This is a genomic window from Ensifer sp. Root127, assembly GCF_001425225.1.
GTDB lineage: Bacteria > Pseudomonadota > Alphaproteobacteria > Rhizobiales > Rhizobiaceae > Ensifer > Ensifer canadensis.
This window is the reverse complement of record NZ_LMDX01000053.1, coordinates 125,967-144,568: the sequence shown is the minus strand read 5'-3', so window position 1 is coordinate 144,568 and position 18,602 is coordinate 125,967. Positions and strand designations below refer to the sequence as shown.

Annotated in this window: 20 protein-coding genes and 1 pseudogene; 12 read left to right on the top strand and 9 right to left on the bottom strand. The window is 58.2% G+C overall.

Translation table 11 applies throughout. The features are described 5' to 3' along the window. Window positions 1-21: 21 nt before the first annotated feature. Window positions 22-249, bottom strand: a complete 228-nt coding sequence (locus tag ASD03_RS34630; protein ID WP_057218570.1) for a hypothetical protein — start codon at window positions 247-249, stop codon at window positions 22-24. Window positions 250-289: 40 nt separating this feature from the next. On the opposite strand from ASD03_RS34630, the pseudogene ASD03_RS34625 reads away from it, so the two are divergent. The 7 genes and pseudogenes from ASD03_RS34625 to ASD03_RS34595 all read left to right on the top strand — a co-directional run bounded on the left by ASD03_RS34625 (window position 290) and on the right by ASD03_RS34595 (window position 6,092). Further along, window positions 290-1,368, top strand: a pseudogene (locus ASD03_RS34625) (alpha/beta fold hydrolase). A gap of 62 nt (window positions 1,369-1,430) precedes the next feature. Continuing rightward, on the top strand, window positions 1,431-2,498 hold the full coding sequence (locus ASD03_RS34620; protein ID WP_057218568.1) for an alpha/beta hydrolase: 1,068 nt from the start codon (window positions 1,431-1,433) through the stop codon (window positions 2,496-2,498). A 142-nt stretch (window positions 2,499-2,640) separates the two neighbouring features. After that, window positions 2,641-3,003, top strand: coding sequence for a carboxymuconolactone decarboxylase family protein (locus ASD03_RS34615; protein WP_082557491.1), 363 nt, complete (start codon window positions 2,641-2,643; stop codon window positions 3,001-3,003). Next, window positions 3,000-3,545 carry a cupin domain-containing protein gene (locus ASD03_RS34610; protein ID WP_200957378.1) on the top strand — a complete coding sequence of 182 codons (546 nt, stop codon included), beginning with the start codon at window positions 3,000-3,002 and terminating at the stop codon, window positions 3,543-3,545. The genes ASD03_RS34615 and ASD03_RS34610 overlap by 4 nt, the downstream gene beginning before the upstream one ends. A 13-nt stretch (window positions 3,546-3,558) precedes the next feature. Beyond that, window positions 3,559-4,041 carry a cytochrome P460 family protein gene (locus ASD03_RS34605; protein ID WP_057218564.1) on the top strand — a complete coding sequence of 161 codons (483 nt, stop codon included), beginning with the start codon at window positions 3,559-3,561 and terminating at the stop codon, window positions 4,039-4,041. Between the two features lie 16 nt (window positions 4,042-4,057). Further along, window positions 4,058-4,756, top strand: a complete 699-nt coding sequence (locus ASD03_RS34600) for a DUF4405 domain-containing protein (RefSeq protein WP_057218563.1) — start codon at window positions 4,058-4,060, stop codon at window positions 4,754-4,756. Between the two features lie 31 nt (window positions 4,757-4,787). Continuing rightward, complete coding sequence (locus ASD03_RS34595) at window positions 4,788-6,092, top strand: adenylate/guanylate cyclase domain-containing protein (protein WP_057218562.1); 1,305 nt, start codon at window positions 4,788-4,790, stop codon at window positions 6,090-6,092. A 272-nt stretch (window positions 6,093-6,364) separates the two neighbouring features. Here ASD03_RS34595 and ASD03_RS34590 read toward each other — a convergent pair whose 3' ends face one another. Further along, window positions 6,365-6,610 (bottom strand): hypothetical protein, encoded by a 246-nt coding sequence (locus tag ASD03_RS34590; protein ID WP_057218561.1) that lies wholly within the window; start codon window positions 6,608-6,610, stop codon window positions 6,365-6,367. A 740-nt stretch (window positions 6,611-7,350) separates the two neighbouring features. Then, entirely contained in the window at window positions 7,351-7,566 is a 216-nt protein-coding gene (locus ASD03_RS34585) for a hypothetical protein (protein ID WP_057218560.1), read from the bottom strand. A gap of 396 nt (window positions 7,567-7,962) precedes the next feature. Between ASD03_RS34585 and aac(3) the strand changes: the two genes are divergently transcribed. Beyond that, the gene (gene aac(3) / locus ASD03_RS34580) at window positions 7,963-8,781 is read left to right on the top strand and encodes an aminoglycoside 3-N-acetyltransferase (protein WP_057218559.1); all 819 of its coding nucleotides are present in this window, start codon (window positions 7,963-7,965) and stop codon (window positions 8,779-8,781) included. A 539-nt stretch (window positions 8,782-9,320) separates the two neighbouring features. Here aac(3) and ASD03_RS34575 read toward each other — a convergent pair. The 3 genes from ASD03_RS34575 to ASD03_RS34565 all read right to left on the bottom strand — a co-directional run bounded on the left by ASD03_RS34575 (window position 9,321) and on the right by ASD03_RS34565 (window position 12,895). Beyond that, complete coding sequence (locus ASD03_RS34575) at window positions 9,321-9,821, bottom strand: alpha/beta fold hydrolase (RefSeq protein WP_348523288.1); 501 nt, start codon at window positions 9,819-9,821, stop codon at window positions 9,321-9,323. A gap of 226 nt (window positions 9,822-10,047) precedes the next feature. Further along, complete coding sequence (locus ASD03_RS34570) at window positions 10,048-10,437, bottom strand: hypothetical protein (protein WP_057218557.1); 390 nt, start codon at window positions 10,435-10,437, stop codon at window positions 10,048-10,050. A gap of 124 nt (window positions 10,438-10,561) precedes the next feature. Continuing rightward, window positions 10,562-12,895: a PBP1A family penicillin-binding protein gene (locus ASD03_RS34565; RefSeq protein WP_057218556.1), complete on the bottom strand. Its 2,334-nt coding sequence runs from the start codon at window positions 12,893-12,895 to the stop codon at window positions 10,562-10,564. 528 nt (window positions 12,896-13,423) lie between these two features. Here ASD03_RS34565 and ASD03_RS34555 point away from each other — a divergent pair. Together ASD03_RS34555 and ASD03_RS34550 are read left to right on the top strand one after the other, a co-directional pair. Next, the gene (locus tag ASD03_RS34555; protein ID WP_057205554.1) at window positions 13,424-13,738 is read left to right on the top strand and encodes a hypothetical protein; all 315 of its coding nucleotides are present in this window, start codon (window positions 13,424-13,426) and stop codon (window positions 13,736-13,738) included. 38 nt (window positions 13,739-13,776) lie between these two features. Beyond that, on the top strand, window positions 13,777-14,391 hold the full coding sequence (locus ASD03_RS34550) for a general stress protein (RefSeq protein ID WP_057205552.1): 615 nt from the start codon (window positions 13,777-13,779) through the stop codon (window positions 14,389-14,391). A 592-nt stretch (window positions 14,392-14,983) separates the two neighbouring features. Here the strand turns inward: ASD03_RS34550 and ASD03_RS34545 are convergent. The 3 genes from ASD03_RS34545 to ASD03_RS34535 form a co-directional block, all read right to left on the bottom strand. Continuing rightward, the gene (locus ASD03_RS34545) at window positions 14,984-15,643 is read right to left on the bottom strand and encodes a DUF6766 family protein (protein ID WP_057205612.1); all 660 of its coding nucleotides are present in this window, start codon (window positions 15,641-15,643) and stop codon (window positions 14,984-14,986) included. 138 nt (window positions 15,644-15,781) lie between these two features. Continuing rightward, the gene (locus ASD03_RS34540) at window positions 15,782-16,009 is read right to left on the bottom strand and encodes a hypothetical protein (RefSeq protein ID WP_057218687.1); all 228 of its coding nucleotides are present in this window, start codon (window positions 16,007-16,009) and stop codon (window positions 15,782-15,784) included. A gap of 127 nt (window positions 16,010-16,136) precedes the next feature. Beyond that, window positions 16,137-17,060 (bottom strand): hypothetical protein, encoded by a 924-nt coding sequence (locus ASD03_RS34535; RefSeq protein ID WP_057218554.1) that lies wholly within the window; start codon window positions 17,058-17,060, stop codon window positions 16,137-16,139. A 178-nt stretch (window positions 17,061-17,238) separates the two neighbouring features. Between ASD03_RS34535 and ASD03_RS34530 the strand changes: the two genes are divergently transcribed. Further along, window positions 17,239-17,553 carry a hypothetical protein gene (locus ASD03_RS34530; protein ID WP_057218552.1) on the top strand — a complete coding sequence of 105 codons (315 nt, stop codon included), beginning with the start codon at window positions 17,239-17,241 and terminating at the stop codon, window positions 17,551-17,553. A gap of 403 nt (window positions 17,554-17,956) precedes the next feature. Beyond that, complete coding sequence (locus tag ASD03_RS34520) at window positions 17,957-18,541, top strand: DNA-3-methyladenine glycosylase (protein ID WP_113567621.1); 585 nt, start codon at window positions 17,957-17,959, stop codon at window positions 18,539-18,541. Window positions 18,542-18,602: the final 61 nt, after the last annotated feature.

The window sequence follows — 18,602 nt, the reverse complement described above, 5'->3', positions numbered from 1 at the left end:
TCCGATCTGTTGGAAGAAACACTACAGCAGCGGGGTGATCGGCGCATTTTGAAATTTGTAAAAGAGTGTGTCAGCCGCGCGTGCGACAGCTCTTAAGACCTTGTTGCGTTCGTACATTTTGCGACAAAGTCTGCGGTTGCTGACAAAGCTCTGCGACAAAATTTTTCTATACCCAAACGCACATTGCTTGCCGACGAAGAGCTTCTTCGACGCGGCCGGACCAAAGGCATCCGACGTTTCAACAAGCATGTTGCAAACATCCGCAAATCTGAGGACGGGTTAGAGATCCATGTACGCCACACGCCTGAGAAACGCCGTTCCGGCACTACTGCTGACCGCCATCTTTGCATCGTCCCATGTGGCGGCGGCCGATCGAATGGAACCCCTGACGATCAGGGAGCAGTCAAGCTTCGCCATCGGCGGAACGGTGGCGAAAACGCCCGGCACCTATGATAACAACAAGCCGAGCGCCGAAGGACAGAGTTTCCACGGCGACCATCTCTACGCATTCTATCAGGTTCCGCAGAACGCCAAGGCGCTGCCCATCGTCATGCTGCATGGCGCGTTTCAGTCGGCGCGCAGTTGGGAGACGACGCCGGACGGGCGCGAGGGGTTCCAGACGATCTTCCTGCGCCGCGGCTTCCCCGTATATCTTGTCGACCAGCCGCGCCGCGGTCGCGCAGGCAACAGCACCGTTGCAACGGTGGTCGAGCCGACGCCCAACGACCAGCTGTTCTTTGACCAGTTCCGCATTGGCAAGTGGCCGAACTACTTCGACAACGTGCAGTTCAATCGTAAGCCTGAGACGCTGGATCAGTTCTTTCGTTCGGTCACGCCGAACACCGGCCCCTACGACGCCGGTGTGATTTCGGATGCGATGGCTGCGCTGTTTGATAAGACCGGCCCCGGCATCCTCTTTAGCCATTCGCAGGCCGGTGGACCGGGCTGGCTGACGGCGATCAAGAATGAGAACGTCAAGGCGATCGTCGCCTTCGAACCGGGCAGCGGTTTCATCTTCCCGGAAGGTGAACTTCCAGCTGAGATGCCGAGCGCGGCCGGCACCCTGAAGCCCGAAGCCGTGCCGCTGGCCAACTTCGAGAAGCTGACCCGTATCCCGATCGTCATCTATTACGGCGACAATTTTCCAGTCGAGCCGACCAACGAGCGTGGACAGGACAATTGGCGTGTGCGCCTCGCCATGGCGAAGCTCTGGGTCGAGGCGATCAACAAGCGTGGCGGTGACGCTAAGCTGGTGCACCTGCCCGAGATCGGCATCCGGGCAACACGCACTTCCCATTCTCCGACCTGAACAACCTCGAGATCGCGGATCAGGTCTCGACGTTCCTGATCGAAAAGAAACTGGACTGACGGGCATCACGGCGATGCACGCCGTGATCTCCAAACACTGAACAGTTGAAAGGATTATCGATATGAGGCGTACGGTAAAGGCGGCGGTTTTGGCGGCAATGACGGGGTTTTCGGCTGGCGCGGCCGGGGCGGCGGACTACAAACAGAACCCGTTCACCCTGGTCTATGAAGGCGCGATCACGAAGAACGAGCCGGGCAAGGTCAATATCCACCCGGTCACGTACAAGCTGAACGGCCTAGATATCGTCGCCAACGTCTACACTCCGGCAAACTACGATCCGAGCCGGGAATATCCTGCAATCGTCGTGGCCCACCCCAATGGCGGGATCAAGGAACAGGTCGCGGGCCTCTATGCCCAGCGCCTGGCTGAACAGGGCTACATCACGATCACTGCGGACGCCGCGTATCAGGGCGGTAGCGGCGGCCAGCCGCGCAGCGTGGACAAACCCTCAAACCGCATCGAAGACATCCACGGCATGGCCGACTTCATCACCCGCTATCCGGGCGTCGATGTCGCGCGCCTCGGCCTTCTCGGCATCTGCGGCGGCGGCGGGTATTCGCTGGCGGCGGCGAAAACCGACAAGCGCTTCGTGTCTATCGCGACGCTCAGCATGTTCAACTCCGGGCGGGTTCGCCGCAATGGCTTCGCGGATTCGCAACTGAGCACCATCCAGGAGCGCCTTAAGCAGGTTTCGCAGGCCCGCGCCCAAGAAGTCGCCGGCGGAGAAATTCTCTATGCCGGCGACGCCAACCTGACGGACGAGCAGATCGCTGCACTGCCTTTTGAAATGTACCGGCAGGGTTACGAGTACTATTGGAAGACGCACGCGCATCCCAATTCGACGTTCAAGTACACGATGAGCAGCCTGCTGGACCTGATGCGCTGGGATGCCACCGATCGGATCGAACTGATCGACCAGCCGCTCCTGATGATCGCCGGCGCTAAGGCCGACAGCCTCTACATGACCGAGGATGCCTTCGCCAAGGCCACCGGCACGACGGACAAGGAACTGTTCAAGATCGAGGGTGCAACGCATATCGAGACCTACTGGGTTCCCGAATATGTGGATGCCGCGATGGGCAAGCTGACGCCGTTCTTCGCCCGAACCCTTGTTTCCGACCGATCGTAACCCGCTGATCCCGTCGCTTAGCGATGACGCCCCGGTTCAGTTGCGGGGCGTCGCGTTCTTCCGCAATTCGAGGAGTCCCACATTGACGAAGCTCGCAAGAAATCTGTTCATCGCAGCCAGCCTGTTCGGAGGAATCTCAACCATGGCTATCGCCCAGGATCAGAAACCCGCCGCGCCCGATGCGACGGCCGGCAAGCGGCAATCGCGCGCGCAGCAACTCTATGGCGACATCGCCCCGAAGATGGCCGAACTGACCGATGAAGTGCTTTATGCCGACATCTGGGAGCGGCCTGAGCTTTCCAAGCGTGACCGCAGCCTGGTCACAGTGACGGCCCTCATCGCCCTCAATCGGCCTGATCAGCTTCGCTCCCATCTCAATATCGCGCGCCAGAACGGCGTCAAGGAAGAGGAACTGATCGAGACCATCACCCACATTGCCTTCTATTCGGGCTGGCCGAGCGCGGTGTCGGCTCTTGCGATCGCCAAGGACGTCTTCAAGAAATGACGCCGAGGCAGAGGAACGCAATGAAACTCGCTGCCATGACATTCGCCTCGCTCATCGTTGCGGCTCCGGCCGCTTGGGCCCAATCCGATCAGGCGGTCACCGTGTCGCACGCCGGATCGCAGCCATCTACGGCAGGCGGGGCCGAGAACTTCACCGGCGCCGTTCGCGTCGACGATCGGTTCAAGGGCAGCGGTGATGCGCGGATCAGCGGCGCAACGGTCACCTTCGAACCGGGAGCGCGCACCGCCTGGCACACGCATCCACTCGGCCAGACTCTGATCGTGATGCACGGGGTTGGCCTGGTGCAACACGAAGATGGCCCCGTTCAGAAAATCCGCCCGGGAGACACCGTCTGGATCCCGCCAGGCGTCAAGCATTGGCACGGCGCGAGCAGCACGGTCGGGATGAGCCACATCGCCTTTTCCGAAGCGCTCGACGGCAAGTCTGTCGAATGGATGGAAAAGGTTTCCGACGAAGCGAAGCTCTTGCAGGCCGCCCGTATGGCGGTCTGTCGCCCAGCCAATCCCGTCCTTAGAGATTAAAGCGAGCCTCTCCATGAAGAGAATTGCATACCCCGTCACATTGAGCGCGCTTGCCGCCTGCGCCGCCTCTCTCGTCGGTTGGCAGGTCCATGCGGAACCCAACCGCGTCCAGTTTCCTGACCTCGACGCGCTGGTGCACTATACGACCGTTCGGCGCGGCAACGTGATGGAACACATCATGACGACGCCCGCGGCCATGGAGGCCGTCAAGAACGGCCATCCGATCCCGACTGGCACCCATTTCGTGCTGGTCGACCATCGCGATGGCGAACTCTATCGCTACTTCGTTATGGAAAAGGGCGAGGGGTTCGGCTCCGAATATGACACAAGCCGCCGTACCGCCGACTGGCAGTTCCAGTGGTTCTGGCCGGACAAATCGATCAACATGGATGAGAACACGGCGCGCTGTCAGTCCTGCCATAGCGGCCAGCAGGACAGCGACTACCTTTATACGGCCTATCGCATCCCCCGGTTCACCGGCACGCCGGTCGAATAAGCGGGAGGTCGAGCGTTTGAACCCTATATTCCTTACGCGGCTGGTGTTCGATCTCATCGCCGCCGGATTGCTGCTGTTTGCATTTTCCTACTGGTGGCTCGGCAACGTCGCGCATGAACTGGCCGGGACCGCCATGTTCCTGTTGATCATTGTGCACAACGTGTTCAATCGCCGCTGGTACGGCACGATCTCGAAGGCTCGGGATGAGGCGCGCGGCCTGTTCAACATCGCGGTAACCCTTCTGCTGCTCGTCGCCAGCGTGCTCATTTCCAACGCGCTCTCCGGAGTGATGTCAGCCTATGGTGGCTTCACCGTGCGGCAGATCCACACGCTCGCCGCCTATTGGGTCCTGGTGATCGTCGCCGTCCATCTGGGCTTGCGCTGGCCGATGCTCATGGGCGTGGCGCGCAAGCTCACCGGCATCAAACAGCCAAATGTCGCTCGTACCCTGGCGCTTCGTGCGATCGCCATCCTCATCGCGCTCCACGGCGTCTGGAGTTCGTTCGCACTTGCCATCGGCACGAAGCTCTCCATGCAGGTAACGCTCGACTGGTGGAACTTCGAGGAATCGGTCGCGGGCTTCTTCATCCACTGCCTCGCGGTTGCCGGGCTCTACATCTGCCTGACGTTTTACTTTCTGAAGTGGGCCCAGGCCAGAAACTGTCGGACGTCCCATACTGCTGACGGCCAAGCTCGCGTACTATCGAAACGTTAATCGCTGCGGAGGAACTCAAATAACTGATTCAGTGCAATCGGACCGTGGTCAATCCTCCGCTGCCGAGGCGCTGGCTGAGGCGGAACGCAAAGGATTCCGGCTTGCTGTCATTGGCCGAACCGGTGCCCTGGTTGCGTTCGCTTTTTTCTACCTTTCGCTCTATGCCTACCCCAACAACGCCTATGCAGCGGCCGCGGTCCTTTCCACGGCGGCAATTGGCACGTTCTCGCTTCGGCCGGTCAACAGCCGATATGAACGTATGGCACGCTTTGCCTTGTTCACATTCGACGCGGCGGCAGCGAGCGCCATACTTGCATTCGCACCACTCAGTAGCGGGGGTGATATTCCGCAGAATCTCGTCTTTCTTTCCAGCCGAACCGAATATTACTACGTCATTGTTGCGGCTTCCATTTTAGCGCTATCGCCTGCGCTGGTCATATGGACGGGCCTTTGTGCCGTGACTGGTCTAGCTGTCGCTACCGTCTGGATCATATCGGGCATGGAACAGATCGTTAGTCTGGGGGATCTGCCGTCTTCGCCCTCGCGCACGGAAGTCTTTGCGGTACTCCTCAGTCCCGACTTCCTCGGCATTCCAGTTCGCGTGATCGAGGGAGTGGTGATCCTGCTCGTGACATGTATCGCGGCGTTGGCGGTCCACCGTGCGCGCAACGTGGTCCGCGCGAATGCTGCCATCGAGGCGGAGCGCGCCCGGATACAGCGAATTTTTGGGCGTTACGTCCCGCCGCAAGTCGCCGAGCAGCTCATTCATTCCGGGCAGCTCGCACCTCAGCTGCGCATGGCTAGCATCATCTTTGCCGATATCGAAGGCTTCACGCGACTGTCGGAAAGTTTGCCGGCCTCGCGCGTGATCACCATCCTCAATAGCTTTTTTAGCGCGGCGACGGCGATCATCGATGAGCGCGGTGGCGTCGTCGTAAACTACATCGGTGATGCCTTGATCGCGGCTTTCAATGCGCCACTTCCCGCCGAAGACCACCCGGCACGGGCGGTTGCCGCCGCTCGCGATCTGCTGGCTCTGGTTTCATTACGCGAATTCGAAGGCCACGCGCTCCGTCTGAGAATCGGTGTTGCTACAGGCCAGGTGGCCGCCGGGACCGTCGGGGGTGAGGAACGTCACACCTACACACTGTATGGCGACACGGTGAATTTGGCGCAGCGACTCGAGGAATTGAATAAGGAGTTTTCAACCGATTGCCTCATTAGCGGCTCCACATTTAACGCCGCGCGTGAGAGTTGCGTTGATGCAGTTGCGATGGGATCGGTGCAGGTGCGTGGACGTCAAACCGCGGTCGAGGTTTTTGCCCTCAGGCGCTGAGCGGGTCAGCCCCGCCGCTGCATTCGAGCTCGGCGCTTGATCCGCTGTTTCAGCGACCCCAAGTGCATTCTTCACGGACTTCCTGCCGTAATCGGTACTTAACGGCCCGACGCGATTTGAAATGGAGGCTGAGATAGCGGCGATTTCCTCGGACGTGAACAACATCGAAACCCGCCAGGCGATTGTGAGTTCACAGTGGTGTCGGACTGGCCTCTTCCAAACGGGCTGTTAATTCCGATTGAAAGCCAAGTGTTCGGTCGTTCGCTTGGTCATTATTTGATCACCTTGACTATCCCAGCCAACTTGTCCCCGTGGGAGGCGAGTTGTTCTCCGAGTGCTTTGGCTTGGAGGGCGGTGAGTCCAAACTGCAAAGCCGAAACTTGTTCCAGATCGTGATCGACACCGAATTCGAGGCGAAGGAAAACATCGGAGTTCTGGTTTATAAGCGTCGCGGTCTTCCAGCCAATGATAGGCGACACCCTTATGTTGCCTTGGCCGTCCTTGTTCCAGCGGTTCATTTTATCTCGCCTCCGATGTGATGGGACGTATGAACATTACGATGCCAGGACCGTGACAGGGCTACGCCGAAGCTCGGCGCGGCAGGCAGCCCGACGCGTCCTACTGCCGGCGATACGCAGGTAGTTGGACCATCAAAGCCTCCAGACAATCGTTCCGAAGTCCACCGCCGATCAGCAGCTTTTAAACCTCAGGACTCCAACCGAAACCGGAAAGAATGGTTCCATTATGACACGCCGCATCAACGAGGCGGGTCTTGCTGGCACCTTCGAATGAAGGTGGACGACATTGGTTCTCCGTTCTCGAACCGTCATAGAACCAGAATTATCTGGCCATCTCGTTAGGCGCCTCAGACTGATCAGGCGCGCCGCGCGGCTCCTTCACTGCCTAGGGGGAGGTGCCTTTCCCGAACTGCTTCCCTGGAGACGCCGACTAAATTCTTGAAGTGGTCAGGCATTATCACCTCAGTGCGAAGTCCAATCACTTTTACTCATAGCCTTAATCCCAGCCGGCCCCTCGGGGATAGGCGGACGTTGCCGTAATCAAGCCCTCGTTCTGGGATTTTCGCGTGGAGATCGGACCTTCTCGAAGAAGGTCCCAGCTGCTTTTGTTGTCACTCCTTGGAGATTGTGGCGTATTCCAGCAGTATTTCCAGCCACTGCACGGAGCATTCCATGTGAAAATGACAGAGCTTAGTGGTGCATCCAGGTCGGCTGTTCGCTCTGAATACGAGGTGTGGGGGCTACCGCCTGCAGAACCAGCGGCCACATTCGGTCAATGCCACTTCATCAGTATTGCCGAACCTGAGTTCATCCATCAAGAATTTTGCGAGGCGGCGTGCGCGAATGTCTTGGCGCGGGATTCTCGCTTCGAAGCAAATTCGATCGAATATCCTTTGCAGGGTGCCGATCTGCTGAGGTGCGAGTTCAAAGCCTGACTGGTCAAACTGAATAGCCATATAGACCTCCCTCTATGAGCTATCGCTTTCACCGGGGGAGAAAAGATAGCGAAATCTCCAATTGGCTCCAAGTGAGCAAAAGTTGAGATTTTTATGGCGGCGGACTGCTTCTGGTAGAGGACGCAGTGGCGCATAAAGAAAAGGCCCTTGCTGAAGGGGCCGGGAGGCTATCGCCGACGTCGGGCAGCGGGTTTATTTGGCGAGATATGGGGGCCACGTTCCGCTCGCGCTTTGCGGGCGGTCTGTGGGTGCGTCTCGCGCGCATTGCACGAGCATCTCATCGATGGGACGATGCCACCATGAATTTCTCTGCCTGGTGCTGGTCATCCGGTGCGTAGTCGATCGGCTAGATATCGCCCAGGGCCTACACGAAACGCGTGAGGGGTGAGCCGATAGATGAACGACAAAGCGACAATCACCGGCAACCTTCGAGCGCTGGGCGTTCAATCTGGCGATCTACTCATGGTGCACGCATCGCTGAAGGCTATCGGCGCCGTGGAGGGTGGCCCGCGTGCCATTGTGGCATCGATCCTTGAGGCCGTCGGGCCGAACGGCACTTTGATGGGCTATGCCTCATGGGATCGATCACCCTATGACGAGACTCTGAACGGCGCCCAATTGAGCGAGGAGCGACGCCGGAATTGGCCACCGTTCCACCCCGAGACGGCGGGAACATACCGCGGCTTTGGCGTCCTTAACCAGTACCTCGTCGATACGCCGGATGCTTTGCGCAGTGCGCACCCGGATGCATCCATGGTCGCGGTGGGATCGCTTGCAAGAGAGATGATCGAGCCGCATGTTCTCGGACGGGCATTCGGTCAAGGGTCTCCCTTGGAGCGTTTTGTCAAGCGGGGCGGAAAGGTGCTGTTGCTCGGTGCTCCCCTGGATGCCGTCACTGTTCTACACTATGCCGAGGCAATAGCCGAAATTCCTGGAAAGCGCCGCGTGACCTATGAGATGCCGCTTCTCGACCCGCAAGGCCAAACCATCTGGGCGCATACGGAAGACTTCGATTCGAACGGCATCCTGAGTTGCTTTGCGATCGATGGAGAGCCCGATGCCGTCGAAACGATTGCAAATGCGTACGTGCTCTTGGGTCGGCATCGCGAAGGCCCGGTGGCGCGTGCGCACAGCTACCTGTTCGATGCCAAGGACATCGTCGAATTTGGCGTCGAGTATCTTGAGCGGAATTTTGGCGCGGCGGGACTTACCTGATGCTGGGCTGGCTCCGCTGGCGGTGAACGGATTCCTCGTTATCGGCATTGCTTATGAGCGCAGAATGGATCACGGCATCGCTTTGAATTTTTGACCATGATGACGAAAGTCAGTGTTATTTCGCCCCGGCCGTCTAGGCCAACAGGCGCCCTCAACTCATTCCTACTCCGGGGAAGCTAATCCAGACCAGATATACACGGTATGTCCTGTGGATGTTCGCTGCTTGTTCGCGACGCCTTGACGGTCTTTCGCCCGATTAATCATCCTCGATCGCCATTCAGGCGGGGAGTTGGTAACGATCCTGGCGATTACCAAAGCCAATGCAATGTGTAGCTGTTGAATACAATCCCCGGCATCAGCGAGATCTTCGCCCGGTTGATCGAATGGTGATGGCTACCAATTCCTCCACATTCCAGTTTGTAAGGCGCACGCAGCCATGATCGACCGGATACCCAAGTAGTCGATCGCCGCAATCATCCTACCGGGCTGTGAAAACCCGAAGCGTGCGGCAGGCTCAAGTGCGGCAACTTGCCCCGAAGTCATGCGGACAGCCGAGAAAGAAATTCGCGCACAAGCACTCGTGCTTCATCGAAGTGGGTTTCCAGCAGCCAGTGACCGGCACCAGCGATCAGATGCAGCTGCGCATTCGGCAGATCACGCAAATAGGCTCGGGCAGACTGGGCCGGCATGTAGCCGTCTTCTGGTCCCCATACGATCAAAGTCGAAGGCTGGTTCTGGCGCAAATAGGCTTGATAGCGGGGAAACCAGGTAAAATTCTCTTCCCAGATTTCGATCAGCCGGACTGAAATCCTTCGTCTTTCCGGCGTATTCATCAAGGGCCAATGCAGTTTCCACAAATCCGGGGGAACTCGTGCGGCAACCTCGGCCGACACTTCACCCACAAATTCCGCGCGAAAGCCTGCTTCCGATACCGCGTCTTCCAACACCCGGTGCGTCTCGGTCGTGCGATCCGCCCACCAGGATTTCAGCGCCGCATACTTGGGGCCCATGAAATCCTCGTAGATGTCGCCGTTCTGAATGATGAGGCCTGTTATCCTATCGAGGAACTGTCCTGAAACTGTTGCAGAAAGCGCTTTTTGAACTCTCCTCCATCGAGGCGCGGACTTGGGCTTCCCTTTCTGGGGATAAGATCAACTTCCAAAATAGTGTCATCGTGCGGCGATCTGCACTTTCGTTGCAAATGACGAAACTCCCGCTCCGCGCATCCTCCGGTGGATGAACGACTGCCCGCGTCACCGTTTGTGATCATGATTTGGCGTCAGGATGATCAGTTCTTCCCGTGGGAATCGTGCTAACGGTGGCGGCGGGCGGATCACTTGCTGGAAAAGACGCCTTCAGACCTTCGTCAAGCTGTTCCTCCAATGTGCCCGTGTCCTTGGCGGTGCGCGCGCTGCGCAGTGATTCTACAGCGGGCGATACCTGGGGATCTGTCTCTGGCTCCACCTCGGTGGCGACCTTATCGAACGTGGCCACCTGGACCATGAGCGCCTTAGCCTTTGCGACGGCACTATCAACGTCCAGATCGTGTTCGCTGTCCTGCAGCCGAACCGAGATCACGTTGCCACCCTCTGCGACCCATTCAACAGTCATCACGCCCCCTGGGTCGGAAAGCACCTGTTGTCCGATGATGTTCATAGCTATCTCCGTTGGTGATAAGGAGAACCACTTCGGACGGCAGATGTTCCCCCTCGAGGCCCGACAGACTGCCAATCGAGCAAAAATCATAATTCGTCTGAAAATATGATCGTATCGCGAACAGCTACCGCTCACACAGCCGGCGCTCTCCCCGATAAGGCTGGTAGGTGCAGTCGGACGCTCGAAACGATCGATAGCTCCGCGCGCAAGCCCTAATATTGCAGGACGCTGCTGGCCCTTCTTGGCTTGTCATCAGCCCTGTATCTGGATCAATCTGAGGTTCAGGTTGGGCCATTGCCGCTTGCATGAAATCCCGCCAAATGCGCGCCGGGAGCGCACCACCGGTGACGCCCTTCATAGGCGTGTCGTCATCGTTACCGACCCAGACGCCGGCAACAAGATCTTCCGTAAAACCTACAAACCAGGCGTCACGGTTGTTCTGGCTGGTGCCGGTCTTTCCGGCTGCAAATGAACCCGGGAAAGCATCACGTCCGGTGCCGCGCTCGACCACAAGCTGCAATAGGCTCACCAGATCCTGTTGGTAGGTGGAGAGATCGGTCGAAGCGGCTGTGAGCGGGCCGACGCGGAACGCCTTGGTTTGGGTCGACGCCTGAAAATCGATTACGCCCCAAGGTTCGACCGGCGATTTTCCCAGGCGGATCGAGGCATAGGCGCCCGTCAGGTCAAGCAGACTGACTTCGGATGATCCGAGCGCTAATGCCGGCACGGGATTTAGTGGAGCATCGATTCCGAGCTCTCTTGCGGCCGCTACAACATTCTCGATGCCCACTTCCTGCGCCAGCGCAACCGTTGCACCATTGAGAGATCGGGCGAAGGCTTCCGCAATTGTTACCCATCCATGATAGCGGCCTGTCGAGTTTTGCGGCGACCACCCGTCGACTTCAATCGGGCCATCGAAGACCTGATCACGCAAGGTAAGTCCGTTCTTCAATGCGGCATAGAAGACGAAAAGCTTGAACGTTGAGCCAGGCTGTCTCTTCGCGGCAACGGCGCGGTTAAACTGGCTGGCCTTGTAGTCGCGTCCGCCGACCATCGCGACCACCGCTCCATCTGGCGTCATTGCGACCAGTGCGGCCTGTGACGCACCCAGAGTTTTCCCTTCCTTATCAAGATTGCGAGCGACGACATCTTCGGCAAGCTGCTGAAGGCGTGGCACCAGCGTCGTGCGCACTGTTGTCGAACCTGGAGAGGCACCTGCAATTTCGCCGGCCTGGGGCGAAATCCAGTCAGCAAACCAACTGCCCGAGCGCCGCGTCGGCGTGGTCGGATGCAATTCGGCAAACTTCGCCTTGGCGGCGGACGCATCTTGCGCTGCGAGCTTGCCGTTTGCCACCATCGCGTCGAGGACCGTTGTCGTCCTTTCGCGTGCGGCTTCGAAATTGTCGATCGGATTCAATTGGCTCGGCGCCTTCAACAGTCCGGCCAGCATCGCAGCTTCCTGGACGTTGAGTGCGGCAATCTCCTTGTTGAAATAGATCCGGGCTGCCGCGGGCATTCCTGTCGCGCCGGACCCGAGGTAAACGGAGTTCAAGTATCGCGTGAGGATCTCCCGCTTGCCAAGCTTCCACTCGAGCCAGAACGCGATAACCAGTTCCTGCAGCTTGCGCTTCAGCGTGCGATCGCTTTCAAGGTACTGCACTTTGATCAGTTGCTGGGTAATCGTGCTGCCGCCTTGAACGACCGAGCCGGCCTGGAAGTTTCTCAATACGGCCCGCATGATGCCTTTCAAATCGACTCCGTAATGATCCATGAACCGCCGATCCTCGATTGAAAGTACGGCATCGACCAAATGCGCTGGAAATTCCTCGTATCGGGCGTAGGGGCCCTGGAAAGGACCTTGTCTTACGATTGGCTGGCCGTCCGCGGCTTCAAGGACCACGATAGGTTTTAGGGAGCCGTCGGCGATTTCTCGCCACGGCACATCCTTCAGTGCCCAGATCAGCATTCCGATCACGAAGATCGCAAAGGTCAACGTCACCATCAAGATCCCGGCTTTCCATGAGCGAGGCTGAAGTCGCAAGGCGGGAAACCATGCCGGCGTGGAGACGACGCCTACTGCACCGGATATTCCTTTGCGGAGGGGGGCCATGGCTGATGCCGCCCTCTGTCGAAATTTGGGGGGGAATGAGGCGCGCGAAGCTCTCGCGACCAGTTTGAGCTTCTTGATCAGCGCGGGCGAACCTGCGAGGCAACGCTGTCCGACTGTGCCGAGATCGCGGCGAAAAGCGGATGCAAGATGGCGAAGTGCGCGCTTGCTTTCCGTAAAGGCGGGTGGGTGCGGCTCGCTCTCGTCTGACGATGCAACCGCAGCGGCGCTGTCGCTAGAGCTGACAGCCGGCTCCACCGCTGCCCGAATGGTTTCTGGTTCGACCCCAATCGTCGAAGAATTGGTATCTTCATCATCGGTCTGATTTGGGCTGTCAGCGGAGTGGGTCATTTCCTGCCGGCGATATTGTTCCTTCTAAGAAATTAGTGCGAGAAAGGGCAGAAGAAAGGCGTTGATGCCAACCGGCCGCGATCGCTATAGAGACCGAGTACGAGCGGCCTGGCTGTAACGAACGCCAAGCGCTTCGTCGTTCATCGTGACTTGGAGTACGTGATCCGCAAATTCAGGCGCTCGATGATCTGCCAGTCGAATTTCCATCGCAGTACGGACATCGTTAGTTTTGTTCCTGCCGCGGGTTTGCGGTAACCCGCACGTCCAACCTCGGCATCCGAATTGAGCGCCTCGGCGGTCGAATTGGGGAACTTTCAGCTCGCGTCGAAGTTTGACTGAAGCGCCTCGTCATCGAGCGAATTTTTAAGAAGTTCGGCCTCACCTAGGAAGGTGGTTGGCATACGAACGGTTTTTGTAAGCCATTGTAACTTATAGATAACCAAAATCTTCTTTGCGACGGAAAAGGAACCATCGCCAAGCACCCGCGTTGTCTCAGCGTCGTTCAATTTTCGCATCGAGGAGACAACAATGAGACAAATGATCGTCGCGACAGCCTTTCTGGCGGCAAGCGCATTCAGTGCCTATGCACAGACCGCAACAACGTCGCCGGACCCTGAAACGCCGGCAATCGCCACGCCCGACACCACCAATCCGACCGCGCCTGTCGAGGGCGCCAACAGCTTCACCGAAGAGCAGGCGCGCGCCCGACTTCAGGAGAACGGCTACACCGCGGTGACGGGGCTGAAGCTGGACGAGAAGGGCATATGGCACGCCTCTGCCACCAAGGACGGAAAGCCCGTAACCGTCACCCTCGACTACCAGGGCAACATCGTCGCCAACTGAAGTTGTTATCTCAGCAAACCCATCGAAGGAAAACCAACATGAAAACCGTGACTGGACTTTTCGACACCTATGACCAAGCATCTGAAGCTGTACGAGCGCTGAAAGCCGCCGGCATTCCCGATGACGACATCAGCATGGTCGCGAGCAACGGCGAGGGCCGATACAAGGTTGACGACACAGAAGGTGCGGCCGAAGGGGCGGGTACCGGTGCTGGCATCGGTGCTGCGGTCGGCGGCGCAGGCGGTCTTCTGACCGGCCTCGGGCTGATGGCGATCCCGGGTGTCGGCCCGGTCGTTGCTGCCGGCTGGCTTGCGGCGACTGCTGCGGGTGCTGCTGCCGGTGCGGTTGCCGGTGGTGCGGTCGGCGGGATTATCGGGGCGCTGACGGATTCCGGCGTGCCGGAAGAAGATGCGCATGTCTATGCCGAGGGTGTGCGCCGAGGCGGCACATTGGTAACAGCGCGCGTTGCCGACAGCGAGGCTGCCGAGGCGGAGGCGATCCTCAGGCGATCGAACTGGGTGGATCTCGAGGAGCGGCGCTCCTCTTATCGCGAGCAAGGTTGGAACCGATTCGATGAGACACTCGATCCCTATAGCCCGGCGCAAATTGAAGAGGAACGCACACGATACGCTAGCCGTGGAACGTTGATCTAACCAAATAGAACTTCGAAAAGGCCGTCCATGTGGGCGGCCTTTCTTATTTGTTTACTTTGCTTCAGAGCGACAAACGTGATCATCCATGCCTCTGGCCAATAACGATAGTGGGCGATCCATTGGGAACACGTACTTTGGCCTTGAGTCGCCAGTAATCGGCGAGGATCTCTCTGCTCATGTTTCTAGAACAATGCAGATAAGAAAATGTAGGGTTGCGCGGTCGCTTCATGGGAAGGTTGGGCCCGAACTTCGGCGATGCCTCCTTGTCGCTTGGATTGAGCGGCCTCTACACCGGGTCTCATGGCGTGGATACCTCCCTTGTCCATCGAATAGTCAAACAGCTTTTTTCGCCGTCAAGACCCGTGACCGAGCCGGTTGTGATGATTGCCGAGCCCGGCCTGTAACGGTGCAAGAAGAGTGGCGCTTCACGCCGGTCGTTGCGGAAAAGCTGTGTCCGACATAGCTACCGCATCGGCATATCCATTGGCCGGCCGCACCAAGACATTTTTTCGGGCACTCCGGACCGCGATCGGCCCGGCCAACTATCAGCTATCCGCACCGTATCGGCGCACGCGCGGGCCAAGCGCTGCTCTTATGAGCCGGTCTCGCGGTGAGGCGCGCCTACAGGCTTGGATTCAGGAGAGCCCCGGTACCTCAAGAAGATCGACAAAACAACAATCAGCGCCGTTGACAGGAATTCCGATTGCCAGTTTTGAAGGGATTCAAACCAGAATTGTGCGCTGCCGAGATGCTGCATGACCGTCGTTGTCGCTTGGCCATGCAATTGCGCCGTCTCGCTCTCCGATCTGGCGCTGGAGACAAGATGGAGTACGAAACTCGCAAGGAAGAGACCGGTGAGAACAATTCCCAGCGAGTACGCATAAAGCAGCCGTACCATACCGCCCCTCTTGACTGGCCACGGCGCCTCGGGATCTTCTTCTCGGTGCGCAAGTCCTTCATCTTGAGGCGACCTCTCGTCAGGATCCTTGGATTCCGCAGAGCCCCTTTGATAGAGATAGGCGGTCAGCACGACATAAACCGACATTTGCAGAAATTCACTTTCCCAGTTCTCGAAGACGGCGGATAGAAAGTCGCCGCTTAAGCCATACTGCATCAATGTCAGCGCCGGCGATCCGTGGGCCGCCAACTCTTCATTGTTCGCCAGCCAGCCGGCTATGTACATGCCGGCGATGGTCATGAGTGTCGCGGTCACGAGGACGATCGTCAGGCTGTTGTCTCGTAGAAAACGCACGTCACGCTCCTCCATTTGGATGTGCCACTAACCGCGACCGGATCAAGATAGTTCCGAAATCGCAATCTCCGAGGCGCAAGGCGGTAAATCCTAAGAGCTGGTCGAGCGACGCCGTAAAACTTCCCCGGCTCGCGACAATCAATCGAGCCATTGATTGCGAAACGTGAGCGTTGCGACCGAACCGGTTTTGCCGATGTCGGTACGAACCAAAACGGATATGTCTGTGCGGTTGCGATCTGGGAGTTCATCCCGAGCAACGTCCAAGAGGATTTCCTGCGTCACGGCATCCCGCGAACCAAGCTCGACGCCTTGCTCATCTCGTGTTTCGCCGTCACCGTTATGAAGATCGAAAAAATAGCGCGTCATCAAACCTCCAATCGAAAGGAAAAAGCAGGAAAAGCCCTCATTCTTCCCGAGGATGACGAGCATCAGTGCACGCTGCCTCCGCAGAACGACGTTCACGCTCTCGTACACTTCCAACTGCTTGACATGCTCAATGGGTGCCTTCGTGTGCAGCACCACGGGCCCTCTCACTGGGGGGCGCAGTTCTCCTTTGTTTTTTTCGCTCCAGGCGGCGCGCCTCCGATCGCGCTTCACGCAGCTCGTCCAGAACTGGCCGCCACCAGCCCCGCGCCATCTCGAACGCGTTCGGCTTCTCACGCGCCGGCCAGGTTGCCACCAGTTCGGCTAGCGACGCCGGGCGCCAACGAACCCAGACAAAATCGCGCGGATCGCCTGCAGCATGGGGATAGAAGCGCTTGATATCATCCGGCTCGGCGTATTCTCCGGCCACCTCGGCTATAATCACCACGCCGTAGGAACATGTCGTCACCGCCTGACCGATCGGTGGTAGCGCCCCGGCTGGAACCGGATAACGCCGGCGGCGACGTTCGGCATAGCGCAATTTCGCGCGCTCGGACTTCGCCGTATGTTTTTCCGCTTCCTTCCGGCGCTTGCGCTCCTCAGGTTCGCTAGCGCGCGCAGCTGCGTCTATATCAGGCCATGAACGTCGCAGTGCTTCGTAGGATCGGAACGGCACCCGCCAAGCGTGCATCTCATCATCCCACCGAGCCCAAGGGATTAACCGCAATTGCTCAACAACGTCCCTGGAATAAGGGGTGCGTATCTGGATATCGTCTTCGATTTGAAGATATTGACTGGAAATAGGATCGAAAGCGTACGCATCGCGGCCTTTGGCATCCGCATATAAATCGAGGTTTTCGCTCTCGCGCGCCAGCCACTGTGCAATGCGTTTGCCGGCGGTCTTGCCCGGCACGAACCAACTGCGTTGCTCCTCGTTCCAGCGAGCGCGTGGGAATGCATTGCGGAAGCGTTCCACCGTCATTCTGTCGTAGGCGAATTTCGCTGTGGCGCCACGACGGGGTTCGCTATCAGACCTTTCCTTGGGCTTAGGCATCGTCGTCACCGTAAAATACTATCTGGTGAGCCTAACGCTCACGAACGCCACAGGTTCATTCGTCACGAACGCTCCATTGGGGCTGGCATTTGTAAATGCTCGCCGCGGTCGTTTCCGATGGAACAACACGACGTTTTCACCGTTGAGTGGCATTGCCTTCATGTGAGAGGAAACAGCGATGGTGGATCAGACCGGCTACGAAAGCGATGGCGATTTCGCAAAAGTCGGGGTCGTCAACGAGCCACTCGAGACGGCACCAGAAAATGACGCCACACTGGCACGACAGGCCCAACTTGAGGCGCTGCGGACAGAAATTGTGAACCTGCGCGCGGAACTCGCCGCAATCGTTGGTGGGACGTCCCGGTTGGCCGTGACTGAGGCTGTCGTCGCACTTGAAACAACGCAGAACCGGATCAGAGACCACCTCGCCCCCGTTCTGATTGCGGCCGCCGCCATAGGATACCTCTGGGGGGCGTCTATCCGACGGCGTTAATGATCGTCTCTGCCTTCCAGATCAGGCCGTTGATCCGGCGCGCTCGATGTTGATCGCTCACGTGGATCGAAAAGGTAAACACGTACCAGCCGGCAAGCTTGATCGCGATGGTCGATCTTCGGTTCTTTATGATGCCGTCGCGCTTCTGGCATCCAAGAAAGGTTCGGATGTGTTCCAACGCTAAGCGAACGCGAGGATTTGTACCGATGTTTCGTCCATTGCAAGTTATTGCCTTTTGAGACGAGCGTACCGCTTTTAAACATAGGACGGGTTGCGTAAGACGTCGGCGAAAGGTCGACTGAGCTTGCCTATCGATCTGGGCCGCCAGACGCTGGCGGCTTCTGTTGGGAACGGCCCAATTTCGTCGCCCACAAGGCCACCGGAGGAAGGAGGAACAGCAGTGATTTCGCACGCGTTTTTCAATCGTTACGCTGTTGATGTTGCCAAAGCGCTGATCGGGACCGTCCTGGAGGTCGACGGCGTCGGCGGCATAATCGTCGAAACAGAAGCTTACACAATCGAAGATCCCGCTTCCCATAGTCACAAAGGCCCGACGAAACGCAACGCTTCCATGTTCGCTGCAGCTGGCAATGCCTACGTTTACAGGTCCTATGGGCTGCATTGGTGCCTGAACTTCGTGTGCGAAGCAGGCAGCGCTGTGCTGATCCGGGCGATCGAACCGACCACTGGCATCGAATCGATGCGACAGCGACGCAGCGGCGCCAACACATTTCTTTTATGTGCAGGCCCCGGGCGCCTTTGCCAGGCACTGGCTGTGTCACAGGAGTTCGACGGATTGTCACTTTTTTCGGCCCCCTTCAGGCTTTCTGCCGGCAGCAGTGCAGTCGAGGTTTGCCGAGGTCCGCGTGTTGGCATCAGCAAGGCTGTCGATCTGCCGTGGCGATTCGGCGCAAGGGGTTCTGGTTTTCTAAGCCGGAGTTTTCCAGACCCGACCGTTTTGTCGGAAATTGACGCGCCGGCGTCATAATCAATCCATCGAAGGGAATGACGGTGGAACATCCCAGCACCGGGTGCATTCCCTATAAAGG